Here is a 21,929-nt window from a genome sequence, read left to right on the forward strand (position 1 = left end):
CGCGCAGGGTCGGCAGATCCCGTTGAAGGCACCAGGCCAGTCAGGCGTTGGGCCAGACCCCAGCGGGAGGCGCTCACCTACATCATCACTGTCAGACGTCGATGCGCTCGGCGTCCAACTGGGAGGCGCCCGCGGTGATGAACGCCCGCCGGGGCGCGACGTCGCTGCCCATCAGCAGGTCGAACGTCTGCGCGGCCTCCTCGGCGTTCTCGACGCGGATGCGGCGCAGGATGCGGTGCCGCGGGTCCATCGTCGTCTCCGCGAGCTGGTCGGCGTCCATCTCGCCGAGGCCCTTGTACCGCTGGACGGGCTCCTTCCAGCGGCGGCCCTTGCGCTCGAACTCGACGAGCTTCTGCCGCAGCTCCGCGTCGCTGTAGCAGTAGACGTACTTGTCCTGGCCCTTGCGCGGCTTGACCAGCTCGATGCGGTGCAGCGGCGGGACGGCCGCGTAGACGCGGCCCTCCTCCAGCATCGGCCGCATGTACCGGTAGAGCAGCGTCAGCAGCAGCGTCCGGATGTGGGAGCCGTCGACGTCGGCGTCCGCCATCAGGATGATCCGCCCGTACCGGGACGCGTCGATGTCGAACGTGCGGCCCGAGCCGGCGCCGATCACCTGGATGATCGCGGCGCACTCGGCGTTCTTCAGCATGTCGGCGACGGACGCCTTCTGCACGTTCAGGATCTTGCCGCGGATCGGCAGCAGCGCCTGGAACTCGGAGTTGCGGGCGAGCTTGGCGGTGCCGAGCGCGGAGTCGCCCTCGACGATGAACAGCTCGCTGCGGTCGTCCGTGGTGCGGCAGTCGACGAGCTTGGCCGGGAGCGCCGAGTTCTCCAGGGCGTTCTTGCGGCGCTGGTTGTCGCGCTGCGTGCGGGCGGCGATGCGGGTCTTGGCCGCGCCGACGATCTTCTCGAGGACGGCGCGGAGCGCCTGCTTCTGCGCGCGCGGCGGGTTCTCGAAGATCGCCCGCAGCTCGGTGTCGACGACCTTGGAGACGATGCGGGTCGCGGCGGAGGTGCCGAGGATCTCCTTGGTCTGCCCCTCGAACTGCGGCTCGGGCAGCCGGACCGTGACGACGGCCGTCAACCCCTCCTGGACGTCGTCGCGGATGACGTCTTCGTCGCCGTTCTTCAGCAGCCGGGCGGCCCGCAGCTGGTCGTTGATGACCTTGACCACGGCCTTCTCGAAGCCCCGGACGTGGGTGCCGCCCTTGGGGGTGGCGATCACGTTGACGAACGAGCGGGTGATGTTGTCGTAGCCGCTCCCCCAGCGCAGCGCGATGTCGACCTCCAGGTCGCGCTCCACGTCGGTCGGGGTGAGGTGGCCCTGGTCGTCCAGGACGGGGACGGTCTCGGTGAAGTGGCCGCGGCCCTGCAGGCGCAGGACGTCGATGAGCGGGGCGTCCTTCGACAGGTAGGTGCAGAACTCGCCGATGCCCCCGTCGAACCGGAACGTCTCCTCGACGACCTCGTCGCCGCGTTCGTCGCGGACGTCGATCGTCAGGCCGGGGATGAGGAACGCCGTCTGCCGCATCCGGTCCATGACCAGTTCGCGCTCGACGGTGGCGTCCTTCAGGAAGATCTGCAGATCTGGCCAGAACCGGACACGGGTGCCGGTGACCTTCTCGGCGACCTTGCGGATCTGCCGCATCCCGGACTTCTTCTTGAACCGCGCGTTCGGCCGTCCGTCGTCGGCGAACTCGCCGGGCAGCCCGCGGCGGAAGCTGATCGCGTGGGTGTGGCCGTAGCGGTCGACCTCGACGTCGAGCCGGGCGGACAGGGCGTTGACGACGGACGCGCCCACGCCGTGCAGGCCGCCGGACGCGGTGTAGGACACGCCGCCGAACTTGCCGCCGGCGTGCAGGCGGGTCATGACCAGCTCGACGCCCGGCAGGCCCGTCTTGGGCTCCAGGTCGACGGGGATGCCGCGGCCGTCGTCGGCCACCTCGAAGGAGCCGTCGGCGCGCATCGTCACGCTGATGTGGGTGCAGTACCCGGCCAGTGCCTCGTCCACGCAGTTGTCGACGATCTCCCACAGACAGTGGGCGAGGCCGCGGCTGTCGGTCGACCCGATGTACATGCCGGGTCGCTTGCGCACGGCCTCCAGCCCCTCCAGCACCGAGAGGTGCCGGGCGGAGTAGCCGTGCGGATCTTCGGTCGTCACTTCGGCGGTCGCGGCGGTCAACGTGCGTGTGCTCCTCGGGGGTAGGACATTCGGCACGAGGGTACCCCCGGCAGCCGACAATACGGCGAATGGCTCGCCGTCATAGGGGGTGGGGCGGCCGGGGCGGGGGTTCTCGAACCGTGGGTGGACATCGGGAATGTCCACCTTTGGTCGGGTGTGCGGATCGGGTCGGCTGCCTAGTGTCCTCGGCATGGCGCACACGATCGAGGTCTCCGGCCTCCGCAAACGCTACGGGGACGTCCATGCCGTGGACGGGGTCACGTTCGATGTCGGCGAGGGCGAGTTCTTCGGGATTCTCGGACCGAACGGGGCCGGGAAGACGACGACGCTCGAGATCATCGAGGGGCTGCGGGAGGCCGACGAGGGCGAGGTCTCGGTCCTCGGGGCGCGGCCGTGGCCCCGCAATCCCCGGCTGCTGCCGCGCATCGGCGTCCAGTTGCAGGCGTCGGCGTTCTTCGAGCGGCTGACCGCGCGCGAGCAGCTCCGCACGTTCGGCTCGCTCTACGGCGTCCCGGCGCGCCGGGCGGACGCGATGCTGGAGACGGTCGGGCTGGACGACAAGGCGGACGTGCGCGTCGAGAAGCTGTCGGGCGGGCAGGCGCAGCGGCTGTCGATCGCGTGCGCGCTCGTCCACGATCCGGAGCTGCTGTTCCTGGACGAGCCGACGGCGGCGCTCGACCCGCAGTCGCGCCGCAACCTGTGGGACCTGCTGCGCGAGATCAACACCGGTGGCCGCACGATCGTGCTGACCACGCACTACATGGACGAGGCGGAGATCCTCTGCGACCGGGTGGCGATCATGGACGCGGGGCGGATGCTGCGCCTCGGCCCGCCGGCGGTCCTGGTGCGCGGCCTGGACGCCCCGGCGCGGATCAGCGTGCCGAGCGGGGTGCTCCCTGTCGAGGACGCCCGGCGGCTGCCCGGCGCGGACGAGGCGGGCGACGACGGCGTGTCCCTGACGATCTCGACGCGGGAACCGTCCGCGGTGGTCGCCGCGATGGCCGCGAAAGACGCGCTGGACGGCGTCCAAATTCGCGGCGCCACCCTCGAGGACGTCTTCCTCGACGTCACCGGACGGGAGTACCGGGCATGAGCACGTACGCGAGTTTCCGAAGCCTGTCGCGCGCCATGCTCCTCGGGTTCCTGCGGGACCGGGGCGCGCTGGCCTTCACCGTCCTGTTCCCGCTGATGTTCCTGGTGGTCTTCGCGGGGATCTTCGGCAGCCAGTCGACCTCGAAGGTCGAGGTGCTGCGGGTCGGCTCGGTGCCCATCGTGGAGCGCGCCCTGGCGGAGGCGCCGGACGAACTGGGCGAGGTGCTCGAGGTGACCGCGGCGCCCGACCGGGCGGAGGCCCTGCGGGACGTCGAGAAGGGCGACGTCTCCGCGGTGGTGGAGCAGCGCGGGACCGAGCTGATCGTCCACTACTCCGCCGCCGACCAGGTACGGGCGGGGACGGTGCGCAGCGTGATGAACCAGATCGTGCAGTCGTCGAACGTCGCGGCCACGGGGCGCCCGCCCGCGTACTCGATGTCGGCGCAGCAGGTCGAGGACGACTCCCTGGAGGCGATCCAGTTCTTCACGCCGAGCCTGCTCGGGTGGGCGCTGGCGTCCGCGGGGGTGTTCGGGGCGTCGCAGACGCTCGTGACGTGGCGCACGAAGGGCATCCTGCGGCGCCTGCAGCTCTCGCCCGCCCCGATCCCGACGGTGTTCGCGGCGCGCGTCGCCGTCAGCCTCGGGGTCGCACTCCTCCAGTTCGCCCTGTTCGTCCTGGTGGCGCAGCTCCCGATGTTCGGGTTGCGGCTGAGCGGGGCGTGGTGGATGGCCGTCCCGATGGTCCTGTCGGGAGTCCTGGCGTTCCTGTCGATCGGGATGATGGTCGGCGCGTGGGCGAAGACGCAGGAGACCGCGCAGGCCGTCACCCAGCTGATCGTCCTGCCGATGGCGTTCCTCGGGGGGTCGTTCTTCCCGCTCGACGCGTCCCCGCAGTGGATGCGGACCCTCTCGTACGTCTTCCCGTTGCGATATCTGAACGAGGGGATGCTGAACGTGATGGGACGCGGTCTCGGACCGATGTCCGCACTGCCGCAAATCGGCGTTCTGCTGGGCGTCGCGGTCGTCGGCGCACTGGTCGCCGTCCGGCTGTTCCGATGGGACGATGCCTAATGTGATGTCGGTCACTAATGGGCCCATTCTGCTGTGGGCGTACGAACAAGCAGGTTGGGAACGTCCGCGTCGGGTTAGATGTTGTCCTAAGTACCGACCCCGAGCATGAGGAAGGTGCCGTGACTGGAGCCCTTGCCCCGACCAAGCCGCTGACCGTCGCCGACCGATGCGACCGCTGCGGCGCTCAGGCCTACGTCCGTGCAGTCCTTGTAGGCGGCGGCGACCTTCTGTTCTGCGCCCACCACGGACGCAAGTACGGTGAGGCTCTCCGCGCCAATGGGGCCGACATTCAGGACGAGACCGACAGGCTGAACGAGACCCCGGCTGCGGCTCGCGAAGACGAGCGGTAGGCCTGTCCATAGAAACGACCCGAGGACGGCGGTCACCGGAGACGGTGGCCGCCGTTCACCTTTCCCATCCGAACGCACAGCGTAATTGACTGATCACGATATGCGATTACGGCCTGTCCGATGTCGCGGGGAAGCGCCGGGATTCACGCGGAAGCGACGTTCCTCACCCGATAGTGATAACCGCCCTTTTCCGTGAACCCCTCGCCCGCGTAGAGGGCGCGCGCCGCCGCGTTGCCCTCGACGACCACCAGGTAGGCCCGTCGGCAGCCCTGCTCCCGCCCCCACGCCAGGAGGGCCCGCAGCACGCGCCGGCCGAGCCCCCGCCTGCGCGCGTCCGGCGCCACCGCCATCGCGTAGACGCCGAGCCACTCCCCCTGCGGGACGGCCCGGCCCACGGCGGCGTCGAGCGACGCGTAACCCGCCGGGACCCCGGTGAGGATCTTCTCGGCGACCTCGGGCCGCGCGGCGCCGTGCCGCCCGTCCACCGACCACCACAGGTCGAGCCACGCGTCGGACGGGACGTCCGCGACCCGCACCCCGTCGCGTCCCGGCGGGACGTCGCCGAGATCGCGGACCATGGCCAGGGTGGGATCGACGAGCGTGTAGCCCCGCTCGTCCAGGTACGCGTCGAGCCGCGCGGGACGTGACTGGGAGCTGATGGAGAACACCGTGGGGAGACCGAAACCGGTGTAGAACTCTTCCGCGCGCGCTACGGCCCGGTCCACGTCGTCCGGTTCCGCCAGCGCGAGGACGGAGTTGGCGCGCTTGGTGACGCCGTCGGCGTGGCGCAGGCGCCAGCCGTCAATATGGTGGACGGTCGGGGCCGGCCAGGCCGCCGCGACCAGCTCGTCCATCGGGAACATCACACCACGCCTTTCAGGAGGAACGTGCATATTCTGCTGCCGCCGTCGGAGAAGAAGGCCACCGTGGGGGACGGTCCGCCGCTCGACCTCGGGACGCTCAGCTTCCCCGGCCTCAACCCCGTGCGGGAACGCGTCCTGGCGGCGCTCGGCGAGGCCTGCGGGCGCGACGACGCCGCCGACGTCCTCGGCCTGCCCGCCGGGCAGCGGGACGAGGCCCTCGCCCGCAACCGGGCGCTCCGTGAGGCCCCCACGCTGCCCGTCGCCCGCCTCTACACCGGCGTCCTGTACGACAACCTGGACCTGCCGAGCCTGGACGAGCGCGCCGCGGCCGACCGGATCATCGTGTTCTCCGGCCTGTGGGGCGCGCTCCGCCTCACCGACCGCATCCCGCCCTACCGGCTCGCGATGGCGGTGTCGCTCCCGCCGCAGGGCCGCCTCGCCTCCCTGTGGCGTCCCGTCATGCGGGACGCCCTGCGCCTGCGCGACGGCCTCGTCGTCGACATGCGCTCCGGGCCGTACGCGTCGGTGTGGAAGGCCCCGCGGCCCGCCGTGGCCGTGCGGGTGTTCCGGGAGCGGATCATCGGCGGGGTGCCCAAGCGGTCGGTCGTCAGCCACATGGCCAAGGCGACCCGCGGGGAGATCGCCCACGACCTCCTCGCCGCCGGCGCCGACCCGCGGACCCCGGAGGAACTGCTCAAGGCCGTCGCCGACCTCGGGCACACGGCCGAACTCAACGACGGCAACCTGGACGTCGTCCTGCACGCCTGAACCGGACGGGCCGCCGGTCCGGTTTCGGGCATGCGAAGTGGCCCCGCCGGGTGGGCGGGGCCTTCGCGGGCCGTCGTCAGTCCAGGTAGTCGCGCAGGACCTGGGAACGGGACGGGTGACGCAGCTTCGACATCGTCTTGGACTCGATCTGGCGGATGCGCTCGCGGGTGACGCCGTACACCTTGCCGATCTCGTCGAGGGTCTTCGGCTGGCCGTCGGTGAGGCCGAACCGCATCGAGACGACGCCGGCCTCGCGCTCGCTGAGGGTGTCCAGCACCGAGTGGAGCTGCTCCTGCAGGAGGGTGAAGCTGACCGCGTCGGCCGGGACGATCGCCTCGGAGTCCTCGATGAGGTCGCCGAACTCGCTGTCGCCGTCCTCGCCCAGCGGGGTGTGCAGGGAGATCGGCTCGCGGCCGTACTTCTGCACCTCGACGACCTTCTCCGGGGTCATGTCGAGTTCCTTGGCGAGCTCCTCGGGGGTGGGCTCGCGGCCCAGGTCCTGGAGCATCTGCCGCTGGACGCGGGCGAGCTTGTTGATGACCTCGACCATGTGCACCGGGATGCGGATGGTGCGGGCCTGGTCGGCCATCGCGCGGGTGATCGCCTGCCGGATCCACCAGGTGGCGTACGTGGAGAACTTGTAGCCCTTGGTGTAGTCGAACTTCTCGACGGCGCGGATGAGACCGAGGTTGCCCTCCTGGATCAGGTCCAGGAAGAGCATGCCGCGGCCGGTGTAGCGCTTGGCCAGCGACACCACGAGCCGGAGGTTGGCCTCCAGCAGGTGGTTCTTGGCGCGGCGCCCGTCCTCGGCGATCCACTCGTAGTCTTCGAGGTCCTCCTCGGAGAGGGCGGGGCCGTCGGCGGCGAGCCGCTCCTCGGCGAAGAGCCCGGCCTCGATGCGCTTGGCGAGCTCCACCTCCTGCTCGGCGTTCAGCAGGGGGACCTTGCCGATCTGCTTGAGGTAGTCCTTGACGGGGTCGGCGGTCGCGCCGGCGGCGGCGATCTGCTGCGCGGGCGCGTCCTCCTCGTCGTCGCTGAGGGTGAAGCCCTCCTCGTCGGACGCGGGCGCGGCGCCGGCCTTGGCGGCGGGGGCCTTCGCGGGCTCCTCCTCCTCGACCTCCGGCGCCTCCTCGGCGTCGGCCGCGTCGTCGACGAGCTCGACGTCGAGGTCGTCGCCGATGTCCTCGAGCTCGACGTCGACGTCGTCGTCCTCGAGTTCGGCGTCCTCGCCGGCCTTCTTCGTCGGGGCCTTGGCGGCGGCCTTCTTCGGCGCCGCGGCCTTCTTGGGCTTGGCGGCGGCGGCCTTCTTCGGCTTCGCCTGCTTGGCGGCGGGCTTGGCGGGCGCCGGACGGGCCGGACGCTCGGCCTCGGGCGCCTCGCCCTCGGCGTCGCCGACGACGGCGGTCACCGTGTCGGGCTGCTCCTTGGCCGCGGCGGCCGTCCGGGGCCGGCGCGTCGCGGGCGCCGCGCGCTTGCGCGAACGCTTGGGCGCCGCGGAGTCGGCAGCGCTCACCATGACGATCACACCCTCCTTGCTGACGCTTCGCAGGATGTCACGGCCCGCCGACACCGGAATGTTGGCTTCCTCGAACGTGCGGCGGATGTCGTCGGCGTCGAGGCGATTTCCCTGGGACCGTCCACGCTCGATCAGTTGCGCGATGACGTGATCGTGCAGATCTGACGCTTTCGAGGTCGAGCTAGCAGGCGACACAAATACCTCTCGAACGAACGTGTGGCTTGGATATACCCAAGTGCCCTGACGGGCCCGGCCTCACACGGGGTGGGACCTCACACTGGGCGGGACCTCCGTGCGGACCGCAGCGTACCCGCTCTCACTGGGTCAAGCATTCCGGTACTGCTGCGCTTTCCGCCTCTGATGTCCTACCCGGTAACTCCCCACCTTAGAGGGCGCGGGACGGTCCTTCGTACGTACGGCTCCGTCTTCGTGACGTCTTCGCGTCGTGTCCGGACGATCTCACGCGGGCTTGGGCGGGACGTGCAGGGCGAGCACGGTCACATCGTCTACCTGCTCGTATCCGGCAAGCATCCGATCGACCAGGAAGTCGACGAGTCTCTCGGGATCTCCTACCACTTCGGGTGGGGCGTCCTCGGCCACGGCGACCAGCTCCTCCAGACCTGCGTGCACCCCACGTCTACGGTTCTCCACAAGTCCATCGGAATAGAAGACGACAGTGTTGCCGGTTTCGATGGAAAAACTTGTCTGCTCTCGCGGGCTGGGCCAGCCGAGCGGCGTCCCGGCCTCGTCCTCGCTGACCTTCGCGGGCGCGTCCGGGGAGATCAGGAGGGGCGGCGGGTGCCCGGCGTTGCTGAACGCGCCGCGCCCGGTCTCGGGGTCGATGACGGCGTACGCGACGGTCGTGAACTGCTCCTCGTCCTCGGTGGCGCTGAACAGCCGGTCGAGCCCGGCGAGGACGGCGGCCGGGCGCGGGTCGTTGAGCGCGAGGGCGCGCAGCGCGTTGCGGACGCGGCCCATGCCGGCCGCGGCGAGGACGCCCTTGCCCATGACGTCGCCGACCGCGACGGCGAGCCGGTCGTCGGGCAGCCGGAACACGTCGTACCAGTCGCCGCCGACCTGGACGTGGCGGGTCGCGGGGTTGTAGCGGGCGGCGAGCACCATGCCGGGCAGCTGCGGCAGGTCGCTCGGCAGCAGGCTGCGCTGGAGCTCCTCCGCGGTCTTGTGCTCGCGCTCGAACAGCAGCGCCCGCTCCACGGCGAGCGCGCACTGGCCGGCGAGGGCCTCCAGGAAGACCCGCTCCTCCTCGGTGATCTCGCGGGGGCGGGTGAAGGAGAACCGCAGCGCGCCGATCGGGGCGCCCGCGGCGAGCAGCGGCAGCCCCACCCAGGCGCGCTCCTCGGTGTGCCGGGCGAACAGGCCCTTCTCGTCGCGGCCGAGCTGGAGGCGGAGGCTGTCGGGGTGCTCGGCCAGGAACGGCCGCCCCTCCCGCACCGCGATCGACATGACCGTCTGGTCGCTGACCTTGATCTCGGCGGCGTCGTGCCCGGCGTCGTCCTCGGTGCCCGGCTGGGACGGCGTGACGATGCTGAGCCGCAGCTTGTCGTCGTCCAGCAGCGCGACGGCGGAGTAGTCGGCGCCGATCGCCGACCGCCCCACCTCGGTGATCACCTGGACGACCTGGGAGACGGTGAGCGCCTCGGCGAGCATCGAGGTGGCCTGCTGGAGCCGCGCGGTGCGCAGCGCGGCGGCCGACAGCTGCTCGGTCAGCCGGCCGCGCATCTCCTCGGCCTCGCGCTGCCCGGTGACGTCGGTGTTGGCGCCGACCCACTCGATGACGGCGCCGCCCTCCCAGATCGGCACGGCGCGGACGTCGAAGTGCCGGTAGGCGCCGCTCTTGGTGCGGATGCGGTAGTTGGTCTCGAAGACGCGATTCTCCTCGACGGCGCCGGCCCAGATCGTCTCGATGCGGGGACGGTCCTCGGGGTGGACGACCGACAGCCAGCCGCCCTCGGCGTACTCGTCGGGCGCCTGGCCGGTGATCGCGCGCCACTCGGGCGCGTCGTCGAGCACCCGGCCGTCCGCGGCGGCCACCCACACGACCTGCTCCCCGGCCTCGACGAGGGAGCGGTAGCGCTGCTCCTTGCGGCGGACGATCTCCTCGGCGCGGCGGCGCTCGGTGACGTCCAGGACGGCGAGGACGACGCCGGGCGGCTCGCCGCCGGGACGTTCGCCGCCGGGGCCGCGCGCGGGCAGCCAGGTGCAGGCGAGGACCCGTTCGCCGACGGCCGCGGCGGGCGGCGCGTCCACGGCGCCGGCGGCCGCCTCCGCGGCGGGCGCGGGGCCGTCGGCCTCGGGCGCCGGGACGACGAGCTCGTCGTCCAGCGGGCGGCCCTCGGCGAGGACGGTGCGCAGCGCGGTCTCGAACGCGGCGGCCAGCGGCTCGGGCAGGCACTCGGCGGGGCGGCGCTGCTGCAGGTCGCGGACGGGCCGGCCGAGCAGCTCGGCGAGCCCGTCGCTGGCCCGGCGGCAGCGCAGGTCGGCGTCGAAGAAGGCGAGGCCGCCGGGGGCCTCCTTCAGCAGGGTCGCGTAGAGCGCGGCGTCGGACGCATCCATGGGCTGCTCCTCCACCCCTGAAACGCGGGGATGCGGGACGGACGTCTCAGTGCTCACGGACACCACCTCCGCCCCGAAGATCCCGTACCGCGCGGCAAGTTTTCATCACTATGAGTGAATGGGAGCAGGTTAGCGCTCCCGCCTCCATCACAACACCGGTCGGAGTCAGGTACTCATCATCCCGATGGTTCGCCGCCTACGGAACCCCCGGCGACATCGTCGTCCTCCGGCCATGGGCGACCTCCTCGGGATGGTGCGCCGTCCCGCGGCGCGCCGGCGGCGCACCATCGGATCGGCGAGTAGGAGATGTTACGGCGCGCGGGCGCCGAACGAGGGCATCTCGGGTCCTTCGGCGAGTCCGCGCGGGCCCGCGGCCGGGCGTCCCGCCGGGCGCCCTATCCGGACGCCTTCGCGGCCTTGGCCGCGGCCTTCATCTGCTGCTTGAACGCGCGGACCTCGGCCAGCGAGTCGGGTCCGGTGATGTCGGCGACGGAGCGGCGCGACCCTTCCTCCCCGTAGTCGCCCGCGGCCTCCCGCCAGCCGTCCGGGCGGACCCCGTACTGCTTGCCGAGGAGCGCCACGAAGATCTGCGCCTTCTGCTTGCCGTAGCCCGGGAGGGCGTTCAGACGCTTGAACAGTTCTTTACCGTCGGCGACGTCCTTCCACAGCCGCTCGGCGTCCCCGTCGTAGTGCTCCACGAGGTACCGGCACAGCTGCTGGACGCGTTTGGCCATCGACCCCGGGTACCGGTGGACGGCGGGCTTCTCCGACAGCAGCGCGGTGAACCGCTCGGGATCGCAGGCGGCGATCTCGTGGGCGTCCAGGTCGTCCGCGCCGAGGCGCTCCATGATGGTGTAGGGCCCGGAGAACGCCCATTCCATCGGCACCTGCTGGTCGAGGAGCATACCGATGAGCGCGGCGAGCGGGCTGCGCCCCAGCAGTTCGTCGGCCTCGGGCCGCTGCGCGAGATGAACCTTCGTGGCCATGCCCCTCAGCTTAGATCTGTCGGAACCCTTACGGCGGCCGCACGGGCCTGTTCGCGGCCCGGCCGTCCTGTCTTAATGGGGACGTGGACGCGGAGGAATCGGCAGAAGGCGCACCGGTCGGGCGGCGGATCGTGCTGGGCATGCTCGGGCTGGGCGCGGCGGGGGTGGCGGTGGGCGCCTCCCTGCAGGACCGGGTGAGCCGGGCCCTCGCGCCCGTCGGGACGATCCAGGACGTCCTGCCCGCGGCGGGCGGGTTCCGTTACTACTCGGTGACACCGAGCGTCGACCGGCGCACCGCGGCGTCGTACCGGCTGCGCGTCGGCGGGCTGGTGCAGCGGCCCCGGACGTTCCGCACGGCGGATCTCGCGCGGCTGCGCCGGACCGCCCTCACCCGCGACTTCCAGTGCGTGACGGGATGGCGGGTCGCGGACGTGCGGTGGGCGGGCGTCGCACTGCCCGACCTGCTGGACGCGGTCGGGGTGTCGCCGCGGGCGCGCGCGGTGCGGTTCACGTCGTTCGACGGCGTCTACACCGAGTCGCTGACGCTGGAGCAGGCGCGCCGCCGGGACGTCCTGGTCGCGACGGAGATGGAGGGGGAGCCGGTCACGCACGACCACGGCGGCCCCGTACGCCTTTACGTGGCGCCCATGTACGGCTACAAGTCCCTCAAGTGGCTGGACGGCATCGAGCTGACCGACGAGGTCGAGCCGGGTTACTGGGAGAAACGCGGGTACGACATCGACGCCTGGGTGGGGCGGTCGAACGGGCGCGACGATGTCCCGACCTGACCCGACCGCACGTGAGCCGCGTGAGCCGGGAGCGGACGAGTCGTCCGGGCGGTGGCTCGTGCGGTTCACCAGGGCGGAACGGTCCGTTCATCACGCGACCGGGCTGCTGATGCTGGTGTGCCTGATGACGGCCGCGCTGCTCTACTTCCCTTTCCTCACGACGCTCGTGGGGCGTCGGGAGATGGTCAAGACCGTCCACGTGTGGTGCGGGTTCGCTCTGCCCGTGCCGATCGTGCTGGGTCTGCTGTCGCGGGCCTTCCGGGCGGACGTCCGGCGGCTGAACAGGTTCGCCCCGCACGACTGGGAGTGGCTGCGGCGCCGCGACCGCCGGGACGCGCGCGGCGGGCGCGGGGTCCTGCCGGTGGGGAAGTTCAACGCGGGCCAGAAGCTCAACGCGTCGTTCACCCTCGGCGCGATCCTGATCATGCTCGCGACCGGGGAGATCCTCACGTTCCCGGGGCCTTGGCCGGACGCGTGGCGGACGGGCGCGACGTTCGTCCACGACTGGCTGTTCCTGATCGTCCTCGTGGTCACGGCCGGGCACCTGTGGATGGCGTTCGGGGACCGGGAGGCGCTCACCGGGATGCGCACCGGGCGCGTCGGCCTCGGCTGGGCGCGCCGGCACCACGCGGGCTGGGCGGACGCCGCCGCGCAGGCGCAGGCCGGACGGGCGGGCGCCGAGCACGGGACGGAACCCGGGCGAGCCGGTCCAGAATTTGCGAAACGACCACCCGGCATGCCTTGACTCTCCCCGCAAAAAGGCTGGAATGGGACATCGAGGCAAGGTGCGTGCGGGCGGTCCGCGCGCCGGCGATCGGCGCGGGACGGCCGGTGCGCGCCGCGCCTCGCCCGGCCGGCCGACCCCGCCCGCCGGAACCCCGTGCGCGGAGGTGTGCGCAGATGCCTGCACAGTTGCCTGCACCGGCCGGTCACCGGAGCGACGACGCGCTCGCCCGCCGGCTCTCCAACGAGTTCGTGAACGTCTCCCCGGACGCCGTGCACCGCTGCGTGGCGGACGTCCAGGCCCGCATGTCCCACCTCGGTCTCGAGCCCACGCCACCGCGCGTCGAGCGGATGGCGCGCGAGCACCTGACGGGCCTGCTCAAATCCGAGCCGCCTTCGGGACGCTGCCCGGGCGGCGTCGACGGCTGACCGGCGGCCGGACCGGCGGCCGGACCGGCGGCCGGACCGCGTGCGCGTTCCGGAGACCGGCCGCCCGGAATCTGACAAGCTAGGAGCGTGACTCCCCGCAGCCGCCACCGCTCCCCCGGGGAACCGGCGCAGCACGCGCCCTCCGGCGAGGTCGCGGAGATCTTCGACGGCATGCTCCACCACGCCCGCGAACTGCTGGCCGTCCGCAGCCCGCTGGACGCCGAGCTGATCGTCAGCGAGATCCTCGGATCGTGGTGGGGGCACCGCGTGCCCGGCGGCGACGTCGAGGAGGTCATCGGCGAGGCCCTGATCGGGCACGCCGAACGGGCCGCGACGCCCGCCGCGCTCGCCCTGCTGACCGGCGTCGCCTACCTCGGCACGCCCCGGCAGGCCGCGCTGGCCGAGCGCGCCGCGCTGGGGCTGATGCGCCGCGGCGTCGCCCGTCCCGGATGGGCCGACCGGGTCGGGACGGTGACGCCCGAGCAGTGCTTCGCGTCCCGCGACGTCTACGGCGACCAGGACTCGATCGTCTGCGTCTACTCCTACGGCGACGCCGAACGGCACGCGCTCGTCGTCCTGGTCGACCGGACGAAGGCCGAGACCGTCCCGGACCCGGGCGAGCCGCCGGGCGCGCGGCGGGGCCGCCCGCCCGCGAGCGGGATGGTCCGGGACGCGTGGGTGTCGTCGCAGGTCGACAAGCTGCTCGACCACTGCCGCACCGAGGGCCGCGACAACCCGCTGATGCGGTTCGAGCAGCTCGACCCCCGCGACACCAAGGCGCTGCTGCAGAGCGCCCTGGAGCTCACCAACGACGTCGAGGACCCGCCCGTCAACGACAACTTCGGGTCGTACCACGCGTTCGTCCGCGCGCGCGCCGGGATCCTCCCGCCCGGCGGGCGGCTCCCGCAGCCCCCGGTGTACGGGCGGGACCGGCGCGCCACGCTCGCCGCACGGTTCCTGGCGTCCGACGAGGCCGAGGAGCTCTCGGACCGCTCCGCCGCGAGCCGCTGCGTCGACCGGATCATCGAGTACGGCTGCGCGCACGACTTCGGGCGCCCGCTGCGGGTCAGCCCCGTCAAGTGCGAGATGTTCCTGCTCGACTGGCTGCCCCGCAAGGTGCTGCTGTCCCCGAGCGAGCAGGAGGCCGCCCCGCACGTCCTGGCCGCGTGGGTGCGGTGGGCCGGGCGGCGCACGGGCCTGCCCGAGGAGGGCGTCCGCGCGACCCTGGACGCCGTCTGGGACGCCACCGCGACGTTCGCCGACGCCTACCGCGACCCGTCCGCGTTCGGCCTCGACCGCGAGATCGTCGACCGGCTGCTGCCCGACGGCGACCTCGAGGCGCTCCCCCGCCGCGCGTTCGCGCTGCCGTTCCTGACCGGCACCCACCGCAGCTCGGGACGGCACGGCGCGATCGACCTGTCGGCCCTCGACCCGTCCGACCCGGGCGACCGCCGCGTGATCCTCGAGTTCGAGCATCCCAGCGCGGGCGACGAGCACCTCGACGCCCACGAGCGCGTCACCGCCCGGCTGTGGGACGGCGACCCGCCCGAACTGTGGGAGACCGCCCAGGCGCTCCTGGACGACGGCTGGCCGCGGCACGAGATCCTGCACCGCCTCATCGACGTCCTGGACGACCACGACGGCGACCCGCGGGCCCTCCGCGACGCCCTGAGTGGGCTGCGTCACGAACCCCCGCCGGGGTGACCCGCCGGTTTGCGCGCGGCGGCCCCGGCGACAATCATCGGTTTCCGGGCACGGTCTCCAGGGGGCGAGAGACCGGCCCCCGGCCGTAGGGAGTGATCTTGTTGGAGTGGTCCGAGTTCGGCCGGCGGCTGGCGCGCGAGCTGGCGACGCTCGAATTGGACACGATCCTCATCGTGCGGGAGCGGGACGAGAGCCGGCACTACGTCCAGGCCATGCGCGAGCCCGACCGGCTCTACGCCGAGGCCGTCAGCAACAACTTCCTCGTCGGCCCGCTCCTGCTGACGCCCGCCGACGAGGAGGTCATGAGCGAGGCGGGCTGGCGGCCGCCCGCCGAACCGGCCCCCCGCAACTGGTGGACCGAGCTGCCCGGCGGCGGCCTGCCCGGCGACTTCGCGCGCCTCGCCGACGTGATGGTCACCGCGCTGCGGGACGTCCAGGGCGTGCGGCGCCCGTCCGAGCTGGTGTACGAGTCGTTCCACCGGCACGGCACCGGGCTGATCGAGCTGCCCGGCTTCGGCATCGACATCGCCGACCCGGCCCGGATCACCCGGCGCCGCGACGCGTACCCCGACACCGCGGTGGAGGCGTCCGCGTCCGCCGTCCCCCCGGCCGGGGGGCCGCACGGCGCCGACTCCGACGGGCTGGAGCCCCTCCTCGCCGACGCCAAGGAGCGCGGCGACCACGGCACGTACTTCGCCCTGCTGGGCCGCGCCGACCTCGTCCTGCCCGCCACCGGGCCCGCCGTGGAGGACCCCGACCGCGCCGAACTGCCCACGATCACCATCGGCACCGGCACCTACGTCACCGTGTTCACCTCCCCCGGCGCCCTCGCCCGCACCGGCGACCGCCACCCCGGCCTGTACCGGCGCACCTCGTTCGCGGCGCTGTCGGCCGGCTGGCCCGACCCGGCCTGGCAGCTCGCGATCAACGCGGGCCTGCCGAGCGAGGTCCTCCTCGACGTCACCGCGCTCGCCCGGCTCAGCGCCGAGCACGGCTCCCCGTCGGTGAACGGGGAGCAGGAGGTCCCGCAGACGACGATCGACGCCTACTCCGTCGAGGACCTGCAGAAGGCCCTCGACGCCGGGACCCCCTACTTCGACGCCGCCCCCGAGCCGGAGCCGCTCGGCGCGCCGCCCCGCGCCGCCGAACCCGCGGGCGTCCCGATCCGGCCGCCGCACGGCACCCGGCTCTGGCGGTGGAACGGCACCAGCGACCAGACCCCGGTCGCCGTCTACGACGCCATCGGCGGCGTCTGGGCGCCCGCCCGCGCCGACGCCGTCCCCGCGCCCCGCTCGGACTGACGGTCCGCACGGCGCGGCATTCCGCTAACGTCTTACTACCGCCGGGTACGGCGGCCCCCGCCCCCACGGACGTGAGAGTGGACCCGAGTTGGACTGGAACGACTTCGCCAAACGGCTGACCCTGGAACTCTCCCGTCTCCCCGTTGGGTCGTTCATCATCGTGCAGGCGCCGTCCGGCATGCCGTACGTCCAGGCGATGCGCGGCGACCAGGGCATGGACGCCGAGGCCGTCGGCAGCGCCTTCCTCCCGCGCCCCCTCGGCCACCTGCAGGAACGCCGCCTGCGGTCGCTCGGCTGGGAACCCCCGGACGACGCGCGCCGCCGCAACTGGTGGGACCACTTCGACGTCCGCGACCCGGGCCGCCGCGACCGCGACGGCCGCGCCGCCGCCGAGCGCCTCGAGTCGTGCGCGATGCTCGCGGGCCGCATGGTCGGCGCGTTCCGCGACGTCTACGGCATCGAGTCCCCGCTCGAACTCGTCTACCAGGCCGCCCGCATCGGCAAGGACGGCGGCCCCCTCGCCCTGCCGGGCCTCGGCATCCCCGTCGCGATCCCCGACGGCGGCGAGCGCCCCGCCGAACGCCCGTCCGGCTCCGCGCTCGAGACCGCCCTCGCCGACGCCCGCGAACGCGGCGACCAGCGCGGCTACCTCGAGCTGCTCGCCCGCGCCACCCTCTACCTGCCCGCCCCCGGCGACGCCGACGCCGCCGACCAGCAGTACGCGACCGCCCAGTTCGGCGACGGCACCTTCATCCTGGCGTTCACCTCCCCCCAGGCCATGGAGCGATCCCTGCAGGGCCAGGCCGTCCACCACCGGGAGGCGTCCCTCGCCCGCCTCGCCCGCCACTGGCCGAACCCGCGCTGGCAGCTCGCGGTCAACCCCGGCCTGCCCAGCGCCTCGTACCTGGACGCCAACGCCCTGTTCGAGCCCGAACACCCCGAACCGCCGCGCCCGTCCCGCCGTCCCCGCAAGACCGCCCGCCGCCGCGCCGCCCCCAGCGAGACCCCGACCGACCCGGTGCCCGCCCAGGCCCCGCCTCCCAACGGCCGCACCGCCCCCGGGACCGCCCCGGCTGCCCGTCCAGACACCCCCGAGGCCACGCCCCCCGAGTACCCGACCACCCCGACGAACGCCCCAGGCGCGCCCCACACGCCCGCAAGCGCGCGCGGCAGCGTCCCAGACGACCCGCTCGGCAGACAGACGGCCCCGGGAAGCGCTCCGGACCCGCTCACGACCGGCCCCACACACGCCCTCGGCACGCCCCACACCCCCGCCCGAGAGCCCGGCGCGCCCAGCGGGCCATCAACCCCCGAGGCGCTCCAAACCGGCCCGGCACCCGCCCCGGGCGCACCCAGCCCACCCGCAAGCGCGCGCGGGGGCGCCGGACGGGACGCGCCCGCCGGTCCATCCAGTGGGCTAACGGCTTCCGGACCGGCTCCCGACCCGCTCGCGACCGGCCCGACACACGCCCCCGCCGCGCCCCAGACGCCCGCAGGTGAGCCCGGCGCGTCCGGGAGGCCATCAACCCCGGATGCGCTCCAGACTGGCCCGGCACCCGGACCGACTCCCGACCCACTCCAGACCGGCCCGGCACCCGCCCCCGGCACGCCCCAAACGCCCGCAGGTGAGCCCGGCGCGTCCGGCGGGGCTTCGGCGCCGGGCCGCGTGCCGGACCCGCTCTCGGCCGGGTCGGTGCACGCTCCGGGCGAGGCGGGTGCGGGCGTTCCGTCCGGGCAGCCGCCGGAAGCGGTCGTGGTGATGCAGAAGGTCGTGCGGAGCGACCATGTGCGGCATTACCTGGAGGGCGGGTACGACCTGGTCGCCGGGTACGTGCACCGGTTCGAGGACGTGCGGGGGCTGGGCACGCCGGCGGCGGTCGTGCGGGCGCTGGGGCTCGTGTACGAGGGGTCGCCGTTCAGTCCGGCGGACGAGCAGGTGTTCGTGATCCGGTGGGCGGCGGTGAAGTCGGGGTTGTTCCGGCGGCCGCTGGGCGGGATCGACGAGTGGAGCATGGGGATCGTCCCGGGCGGCTGGGTGATCGAGAAGGCGCCGTTCCCGGGGTCGGGGTACGCGCCGGGCGAGGGGCCGTCGATCCCCGAGTTCAAGATCGACAGTCAGCGGCTGCCGCACGGGGCGGAGCTGTACCGGCTGGACGCGCAGGGGGCGGAGCGGCTCGTGGCCGTGTTCGACGCCGATCTGCGCAGGTGGCACGTGAAGCTGCCGGGAGGGCGGGCGTGATCAGGCACGGGTTCTACGCGGGGTGGCGCGGCGCCGAGTTCGAGGCGAGCCCGGACGGGGATCTCGTGCGGCTGTACGCGGAGCGGGAGGCCGAGGGGTTCCGGCAGATCACGCCCGACCGATACCTGCGGGTGGTCCCGGCGGCGGAGGTCGATCACCTGCATTACGTCACCACGCGGTGCGTCTGGCGCGGGGAGCCGTTCGTGGTGCTGGGCGAGCAGGACGGGTGGCTGCGGGTGGAGTACACGGGCGGGAAGGCGCCGGTGGCGGAGCGGCTCGGGCTGGAGACGTTCGACCGGGGCGTGTACCAGGCGTGGGCGTCGCGGCACGAGGTCGAGGACGTCCGCGAGGAGATCGTCTGAGAAGGTCGTGGCATGGCGGTCATCGACATCAACGCCGACCTCGGCGAGGGGTTCGGGATCTGGGAGCTGGGCGACGACCTGGCGCTGCTCGACGTGATCACCAGCGCGAACGTGGCGTGCGGGTTCCATGCGGGCGATCCGCTGATCATGCGGCGGGTGTGCGCGGCGGCGGTGGAGCGCGGGGTGACGATCGGCGCGCAGGTGTCCTACCGGGACCTGGCCGGGTTCGGCCGCCGGGAGATGGACGTGGCGGCGCCGGAGCTGACGGCGGAGGTGCTGTACCAGCTGGCGGCGCTGGACGGGATCGCCCGCGCGGAGGGCGGGCGGGTCGCGTACGTGAAGCCGCACGGGGCGCTGTACAACCGGGTGGCGCGCGACGAGGCGCAGGCGCGGGCGGTGGTCGAGGCGGTGCGGGCGTACGACGCGTCGCTGCCGCTGCTGACGCTGCCGGGGTCGGCGGTGCACGAGGTCGCCGGGGGGCTGACGGTCGTGGCGGAGTGCTTCGCCGACCGCGCCTACACCCCGGCGGGGCGGCTGGTGTCGCGGCGGGAGCCGGGCGCGGTCGTGCACGACGCCGGGGAGGTCGTGCGGCGGGCCGTGCGGATGGCGGTGGACGGCCGGGTGACGGCGGCCGACGGGAGCGATGTGGAGCTGCGGGCGCGGTCGATGTGCGTGCACGGTGACACGCCCGGCGCGGTGGAGCTGGCGCGGGCGGTGCGGGCGGCGCTGGCGGGCGCGGGCGTCGCGCTGGAGCCGTTCGCGTGAGGGTGCTGCGGGCGGGGGACGCGGCGCTGCTGGTGGAGGCGGACGATCTGGCGAGCGCGCACCGGCTGGACGCGGCGCTGCGGGACGCCCGTCCGGCGGGGGTGGTCGACGTGGTGCCGGGCGAGCGGACCGTGCTGGTGGTCGCGGAGCCGGGCACGGACATGGATCGGCTCGCCGGTGTGCTGCCGGAGCTGCCGGCCCCGGGCGGCGCGGCGGCGGGCGCGGAGCCGGTGGAGATCCCGGTCGTGTACGACGGGGCGGATCTCGCGGAGGTCGCGGAGCTCACCGGGCTGCCGGAGGAGGAGGTCGTGCGGCGCCACTCGGACGCCTGGTACACGGTCGCCTATCTGGGGTTCTCTCCCGGTTTCGGGTATCTGACGGGGCTGGATCCGGCGCTGCACGTGCCGCGGCGGGAGTCGCCGCGGACGGCCGTCCCGGCGGGGTCGGTGGCGATCGCGGGACGGTACGCGGCGGTGTACCCGTCGCGGTCGCCGGGCGGCTGGCGGCTGCTGGGGCGGACGGCGGCGGTGCTGTGGGACGTCGACCGCGATCCGCCGTCGCTGCTGCGGCCGGGGACGCGCGTCCGGTTCGTCCGTTGATCGAGGTCGTCCGGCCGGGGCCGCTGGCGACCGTGCAGGATCTCGGCAGGCCCGGCCTCGCGCATCTGGGGGTGCCCCGGTCGGGGGCGGCGGACGAGCGGGCGTTCCGGCTCGCCAACCGGCTCGTGGGCAATCCGGAGGGCGCGGCGGGTGTGGAACTCACGCTGGGCGGGGCGGTTTTACGTTTCCACCGTGCGGCGTGGATCGCGGTCACGGGTGCGGTGCTCCCCCTGAGCATCGGGGGCCGCCGGTACGGGACGAACGCGCCGTGCCATGTTCCCTCGGGTGCGACCGTCGAGTTCGGCACGCCCGCCTCCGGGCTGCGCAGTTATCTGGCCGTCCGGGGTGGGGTCGCGGCGGAGGCGGTTCTGGGGAGCCGGTCCACGGACCTGCTGTCAGGTCTCGGCCCGGCGCCGCTAAGGGCCGGTGACCGGATTCCCGTGGGGCCTGCCACAGGACTTGACCCCATCACCGTCGACGTGGCTCCCGTTCCGGCCGCACCGGAGACGCCGGTACTGCGCGTCTTGCCCGGCCCCAGGGACGACTGGTTCGCGCCGGACGCACTGCGTACGCTCACGTCCGCCGTGTACCGGGTGTCGCCGGACAGCAACCGCGTCGGGGTCCGCCTGGACGGCCCCGCGCTGCAACGCTCGCGCCAGGGGGAGCTGGGCAGCGAGGGCATGGTCACCGGGTCGGTGCAGGTGCCGCCGAGCGGGCTGCCCATCGTCTTCCTGGCGGACCACCCGACGACCGGGGGCTATCCCGTCATCGCGGTGCTGGCCGCCGCGTCCGTCCCGGACGCGGCGCAGCTGCGCCCGGGGCAGCGGGTGCGGTTCGCTGTCTAAGTGACGCTGTCTAGATAACGCGGTTTAGGTGACGCTGTCTAGGTGAGCGGGGCGGGCGCGGACCAGTCCAGGTGCGAGACGTCGTTGAACCCGCGGACCTGCGCGAGGTCGCCGATCCTGATCAGCCGGGAGATCGACCCGTTGTCGGGGGCGAGGAACGCGAACGGACGGGCGCCGGTCGCGGCGGCGAGGGCCTGCGCGATCACGCCGCCGTGGGTGAACACCGCGATGCGCCCGCCGGCGTGCTTGGCGGCGAGCCGGGTGAGGGCCTCCTCGACCCGCGCGGCGAACGCCTCGGACGCCTCGGCGCCGGGGATGACGTCCCAGCGCTCCTCGGCGAACATCCGCTGCGCGATCGCGTCGTTCTCGGCGACCTTGCGGCGGAACGCGCCGCCCTCCCACGCGCCGAGGTGGACCTCGCGCAGCCCCGGCTCCACGACGGGGTCCATGCCGAGCCGGCGGGCGAGCGGCGCGGCCGTCTCGTGCGTCCGGCGCAGCGTCGTCACGTAGAGGGCGTCGAAGGTCTCGCCGCCGAGCCGCTCGCCGACCTGCTCCGCCTGCTCCCGTCCCTCCGGCGCGAGCTCGGGGTCGCCCTGTCCGTCCACCAGCGGGAACGGGGCGTCGGCGCGGGCGGGGGCGGAGGCGCCGTGCCGGATGAGCAGCACCTCCGTCGCGCCGTCGGGGGCCTTGTACCGCGTCTGCCGGTATTCGACCGGCTCATCCCGCTCGTCCACGGAACGCACCCTAGACGACCCCGGTGAACCCCGCCCGC

General features: G+C 73.3%; 20 protein-coding genes. 14 read left to right on the forward strand and 6 right to left on the reverse strand.

Translation table 11 applies throughout. From position 1 onward, the window contains the following. Positions 1 to 91 precede the first annotated feature (91 nt). Complete coding sequence (locus tag AB0L25_RS31025) at positions 92 to 2,182, reverse strand: DNA gyrase/topoisomerase IV subunit B (protein ID WP_500176279.1); 2,091 nt, start codon at positions 2,180 to 2,182, stop codon at positions 92 to 94. 190 nt (positions 2,183 to 2,372) lie between these two features. On the opposite strand from AB0L25_RS31025, the gene AB0L25_RS31030 reads away from it, so the two are divergent. The 3 genes from AB0L25_RS31030 to AB0L25_RS31040 all read left to right on the forward strand — a co-directional run bounded on the left by AB0L25_RS31030 (position 2,373) and on the right by AB0L25_RS31040 (position 4,695). Continuing rightward, entirely contained in the window at positions 2,373 to 3,275 is a 903-nt protein-coding gene (locus AB0L25_RS31030) for an ABC transporter ATP-binding protein (RefSeq protein WP_500176280.1), read from the forward strand. Then, entirely contained in the window at positions 3,272 to 4,345 is a 1,074-nt protein-coding gene (locus tag AB0L25_RS31035; protein ID WP_500176281.1) for an ABC transporter permease, read from the forward strand. The genes AB0L25_RS31030 and AB0L25_RS31035 overlap by 4 nt, the downstream gene beginning before the upstream one ends. Before the next feature lie 119 nt (positions 4,346 to 4,464). Beyond that, entirely contained in the window at positions 4,465 to 4,695 is a 231-nt protein-coding gene (locus AB0L25_RS31040; protein ID WP_378301356.1) for a DUF7455 domain-containing protein, read from the forward strand. A gap of 143 nt (positions 4,696 to 4,838) precedes the next feature. Here AB0L25_RS31040 and AB0L25_RS31045 read toward each other — a convergent pair whose 3' ends face one another. Next, on the reverse strand, positions 4,839 to 5,549 hold the full coding sequence (locus AB0L25_RS31045) for a GNAT family N-acetyltransferase (RefSeq protein ID WP_500176282.1): 711 nt from the start codon (positions 5,547 to 5,549) through the stop codon (positions 4,839 to 4,841). Between the two features lie 33 nt (positions 5,550 to 5,582). Between AB0L25_RS31045 and AB0L25_RS31050 the strand changes: the two genes are divergently transcribed. Continuing rightward, a complete protein-coding gene (locus AB0L25_RS31050) occupies positions 5,583 to 6,326 on the forward strand; it encodes a YaaA family protein (RefSeq protein ID WP_500176283.1) in 744 nt (247 codons plus the stop codon). A 76-nt stretch (positions 6,327 to 6,402) separates the two neighbouring features. Here AB0L25_RS31050 and AB0L25_RS31055 read toward each other — a convergent pair whose 3' ends face one another. The 3 genes from AB0L25_RS31055 to AB0L25_RS31065 form a co-directional block, all read right to left on the reverse strand. Beyond that, positions 6,403 to 7,929 (reverse strand): RNA polymerase sigma factor, encoded by a 1,527-nt coding sequence (locus AB0L25_RS31055; protein WP_500176339.1) that lies wholly within the window; start codon positions 7,927 to 7,929, stop codon positions 6,403 to 6,405. 372 nt (positions 7,930 to 8,301) lie between these two features. After that, on the reverse strand, positions 8,302 to 10,416 hold the full coding sequence (locus AB0L25_RS31060) for a SpoIIE family protein phosphatase (RefSeq protein WP_500176284.1): 2,115 nt from the start codon (positions 10,414 to 10,416) through the stop codon (positions 8,302 to 8,304). A 395-nt stretch (positions 10,417 to 10,811) separates the two neighbouring features. Beyond that, entirely contained in the window at positions 10,812 to 11,402 is a 591-nt protein-coding gene (locus AB0L25_RS31065) for an HhH-GPD-type base excision DNA repair protein (RefSeq protein WP_500176285.1), read from the reverse strand. Between the two features lie 83 nt (positions 11,403 to 11,485). On the opposite strand from AB0L25_RS31065, the gene AB0L25_RS31070 reads away from it, so the two are divergent. From AB0L25_RS31070 to AB0L25_RS31115, 10 genes are all read left to right on the forward strand, one after another. Further along, the gene (locus AB0L25_RS31070) at positions 11,486 to 12,190 is read left to right on the forward strand and encodes a molybdopterin-dependent oxidoreductase (protein WP_500176286.1); all 705 of its coding nucleotides are present in this window, start codon (positions 11,486 to 11,488) and stop codon (positions 12,188 to 12,190) included. Between the two features lie 58 nt (positions 12,191 to 12,248). Then, entirely contained in the window at positions 12,249 to 12,935 is a 687-nt protein-coding gene (locus AB0L25_RS31075; protein ID WP_500176287.1) for a cytochrome b/b6 domain-containing protein, read from the forward strand. Between the two features lie 155 nt (positions 12,936 to 13,090). Next, the gene (locus AB0L25_RS31080) at positions 13,091 to 13,342 is read left to right on the forward strand and encodes a hypothetical protein (protein ID WP_500176288.1); all 252 of its coding nucleotides are present in this window, start codon (positions 13,091 to 13,093) and stop codon (positions 13,340 to 13,342) included. Positions 13,343 to 13,513: 171 nt separating this feature from the next. After that, on the forward strand, positions 13,514 to 15,046 hold the full coding sequence (locus AB0L25_RS31085; RefSeq protein ID WP_500176340.1) for a hypothetical protein: 1,533 nt from the start codon (positions 13,514 to 13,516) through the stop codon (positions 15,044 to 15,046). Between the two features lie 98 nt (positions 15,047 to 15,144). Continuing rightward, a complete protein-coding gene (locus AB0L25_RS31090; protein ID WP_500176289.1) occupies positions 15,145 to 16,347 on the forward strand; it encodes an SseB family protein in 1,203 nt (400 codons plus the stop codon). An 88-nt stretch (positions 16,348 to 16,435) separates the two neighbouring features. Beyond that, the gene (locus tag AB0L25_RS31095; RefSeq protein WP_500176290.1) at positions 16,436 to 18,586 is read left to right on the forward strand and encodes an SseB family protein; all 2,151 of its coding nucleotides are present in this window, start codon (positions 16,436 to 16,438) and stop codon (positions 18,584 to 18,586) included. Next, positions 18,583 to 18,948 (forward strand): UCP033725 family protein, encoded by a 366-nt coding sequence (locus tag AB0L25_RS31100; protein WP_500176291.1) that lies wholly within the window; start codon positions 18,583 to 18,585, stop codon positions 18,946 to 18,948. The genes AB0L25_RS31095 and AB0L25_RS31100 overlap by 4 nt, the downstream gene beginning before the upstream one ends. A 12-nt stretch (positions 18,949 to 18,960) precedes the next feature. Beyond that, positions 18,961 to 19,713, forward strand: coding sequence for a LamB/YcsF family protein (locus tag AB0L25_RS31105; protein WP_500176292.1), 753 nt, complete (start codon positions 18,961 to 18,963; stop codon positions 19,711 to 19,713). Continuing rightward, the gene (gene pxpB, locus AB0L25_RS31110) at positions 19,710 to 20,312 is read left to right on the forward strand and encodes a 5-oxoprolinase subunit PxpB (protein WP_500176293.1); all 603 of its coding nucleotides are present in this window, start codon (positions 19,710 to 19,712) and stop codon (positions 20,310 to 20,312) included. The genes AB0L25_RS31105 and pxpB overlap by 4 nt, the downstream gene beginning before the upstream one ends. Beyond that, positions 20,309 to 21,157 (forward strand): 5-oxoprolinase subunit C family protein, encoded by an 849-nt coding sequence (locus AB0L25_RS31115; RefSeq protein WP_500176294.1) that lies wholly within the window; start codon positions 20,309 to 20,311, stop codon positions 21,155 to 21,157. Before pxpB ends, AB0L25_RS31115 begins: the two co-directional genes overlap by 4 nt. Positions 21,158 to 21,195: 38 nt before the next feature. On the opposite strand, the gene AB0L25_RS31120 is transcribed toward AB0L25_RS31115, so the two are convergent. Further along, positions 21,196 to 21,891: a histidine phosphatase family protein gene (locus AB0L25_RS31120; RefSeq protein ID WP_500176295.1), complete on the reverse strand. Its 696-nt coding sequence runs from the start codon at positions 21,889 to 21,891 to the stop codon at positions 21,196 to 21,198. Positions 21,892 to 21,929: the final 38 nt, after the last annotated feature.

It is taken from the genome of Spirillospora sp. NPDC052242 (assembly GCF_040679555.1).
Taxonomy (GTDB): domain Bacteria; phylum Actinomycetota; class Actinomycetes; order Streptosporangiales; family Streptosporangiaceae; genus Spirillospora.